This window comes from Knoellia aerolata DSM 18566, from assembly GCF_000768695.1.
Classification (GTDB): Bacteria; Actinomycetota; Actinomycetes; order Actinomycetales; family Dermatophilaceae; genus Knoellia; species Knoellia aerolata.
In genome coordinates this window covers 1-1,894 of sequence record NZ_AVPL01000131.1, presented here as the reverse complement: position 1 = coordinate 1,894, position 1,894 = coordinate 1, and the positions used below count along the sequence as shown (strand labels likewise).

1 protein-coding gene and 1 pseudogene are annotated in these 1,894 nt (G+C 73.2%); both read left to right on the top strand.

The features are described from left to right. The first annotated feature begins 272 nt into the window (after positions 1-272). Complete coding sequence (locus N801_RS18910; protein WP_035940869.1) at positions 273-1,022, top strand: TIGR03936 family radical SAM-associated protein; 750 nt, start codon at positions 273-275, stop codon at positions 1,020-1,022. Between the two features lie 175 nt (positions 1,023-1,197). Continuing rightward, positions 1,198-1,894, top strand: a pseudogene (locus tag N801_RS18905) (hypothetical protein); the annotation flags it as partial.

Genomic DNA, 1,894 nt, shown 5'->3' with positions numbered 1-1,894 from the left:
TGACGAGGAAGTCCAGGACGAGCAGGGCGATGACGCCGGCGATCGTGACGAACCACAGGGTGGGCGTGCCGACCGAGGTCATCGGGGCGGCGGGCAGAAGAGAGTTCACAGCAGGTCCTCACCACGAGAATGGTGAGGTCTCCTTCACCGGCCGCGACGTGAGGCCGGTGCCGCACCGGGGCCACCGTCGGGGTGGCCGAACTGACCGGAACGAGCCTGGGAAGTACTCCCCTCGGGGGTGGCAACGTCCGGGCACCTAGTCTGGTTCCACCATGGCTCGCCGCATCCCCGAAGGTCCGCCCCCACCCCCGGCGGTCCAGAAGCTCCGCATCCGCTACGCCAAGCGTGGCCGGCTGCGGTTCTCGTCCACCCGTGACTTCGCCCGCGCCCTCGAGCGGGCGCTGCGGCGCTCCGGGGTCCCGATGGCCTTCTCGGCCGGGTTCCACCCCCACCCGAAGATCAGCTACGCCAACGCCGCCCCCACCGGCACGGCGAGCGAGGCGGAGTACTTCGAGATCTCCGTGACCGAGCGGGTCGACCCGCAGGCGCTGCGGCGCGCCCTCGACGACGCCCTGCCGCCCGACCTCGACGTCGTCGAGGTGGTCGAAGCGGGCCCCGGCAGCCTCGCCGAGCGGCTCGAGGCGAGCGTCTGGCACCTCGAGATGCGCCAGGTCGCCCACGAGACCCTGACGTATGCCGTCGAGCGCTTCCTCGCGGTCGACCACGTCGAGGTGACCCGCACCTTCAAGACCGGACCACGCACCTTCGACGTGCGCTCCGCGGTCGTGTCGATGGTCGCCACCGAGAGCGAGGACCCGTTCTGTGCGATACTGACGATGGTCGTTCGGCACACCACACCGTCCGTTCGCCCCGATGACATCCTGACCGCACTGCACGCAGTCTCCGACCTCAGGCCACCGGTTCCCCCCCTGGTGACTCGACTGGCCCAGGGCCCACTGCTTGCTGCAGCTGCCGGGGTGGCCGATCCATTGGCCGCCGACAAGGACGCCGTCGTTCCCTGATCGGTGCCGCTGCGGATCTCGAAGCCGCGCGAACTGCACCAGGGACAGCACACGACTTCCGTGTCGAGCACCTCGCCCGGCACGATCACGATGCGAGCCCCACGGGGCCGACAGGTCAGGGTGAGAGCCCGGACGGTGTGGCTGGCGGCCACGTGGCGCCGGAAAGGCCACCCACATGGCTGACCAGGACCTCCCCACCACCCCCGAGGGCGACGCCCCCACGCTGGACGTCGGCGTCACCGAGCCGGCTCCCGCCGCTGCTCCCCGTCGCCGCCGAGCGACCAAGAAGGCCGCGGCGCCGGTGACGACGCCCGACGCGCCGCCTGCCTCCGACGACGTCCCGTCGCCGGACGGCGCCACCGCGGGCGAGCCCGATGACGCGAGCCCGTCCGCTGCCCCCGCCAAGGCGGCGGCGAAGAAGACCGTCAAGAAGGCCGTGAAGAAGGTCGCCAAGAAGGCCACCCGCGCCAAGAAGGCCCTCGCTCCCGCCGCCGCCGAGGCCGAGGCACCGGCCCCCGACGCTGCCCCCGAGCCCGACACCGACGACCTCACCGCCGTCGCTCCGGCCGTCGAGCGCGCGGTCGTCGACACCGAGGCCGAGGTCGACGAGGACGTCGAGGAGATCGTGGCCGAGCCCGCCCCGGCCGACGCCCCCGCTGCGGCCTCCTTCGGACTGCTCTTCCAGGCCCCCGACGTCAGCGCCCCGCGCCGTCGCCGGGCCACCTCGCCCGCGCAGGCCCCGACCGAGCGCCCGGCGCCGGCAGTGGAGCAGGAGCGCGTGCCGGAGCAGGCCCCGGCTCAGCAAGAGGAGCAGGAGCAGGCCGGGGAGCAGGAGCAGGCGCCGGAGCGCGCCGTCGGCACCCGCGCCCCCC

Bases quoted from the DNA above. Each gene is read 5' to 3' on its own strand.
- N801_RS18910 (WP_035940869.1), top strand. From the start codon at position 273: ATGGCTCGCCGCATCCCCGAAGGTCCGCCCCCACCCCCGGCGGTCCAG.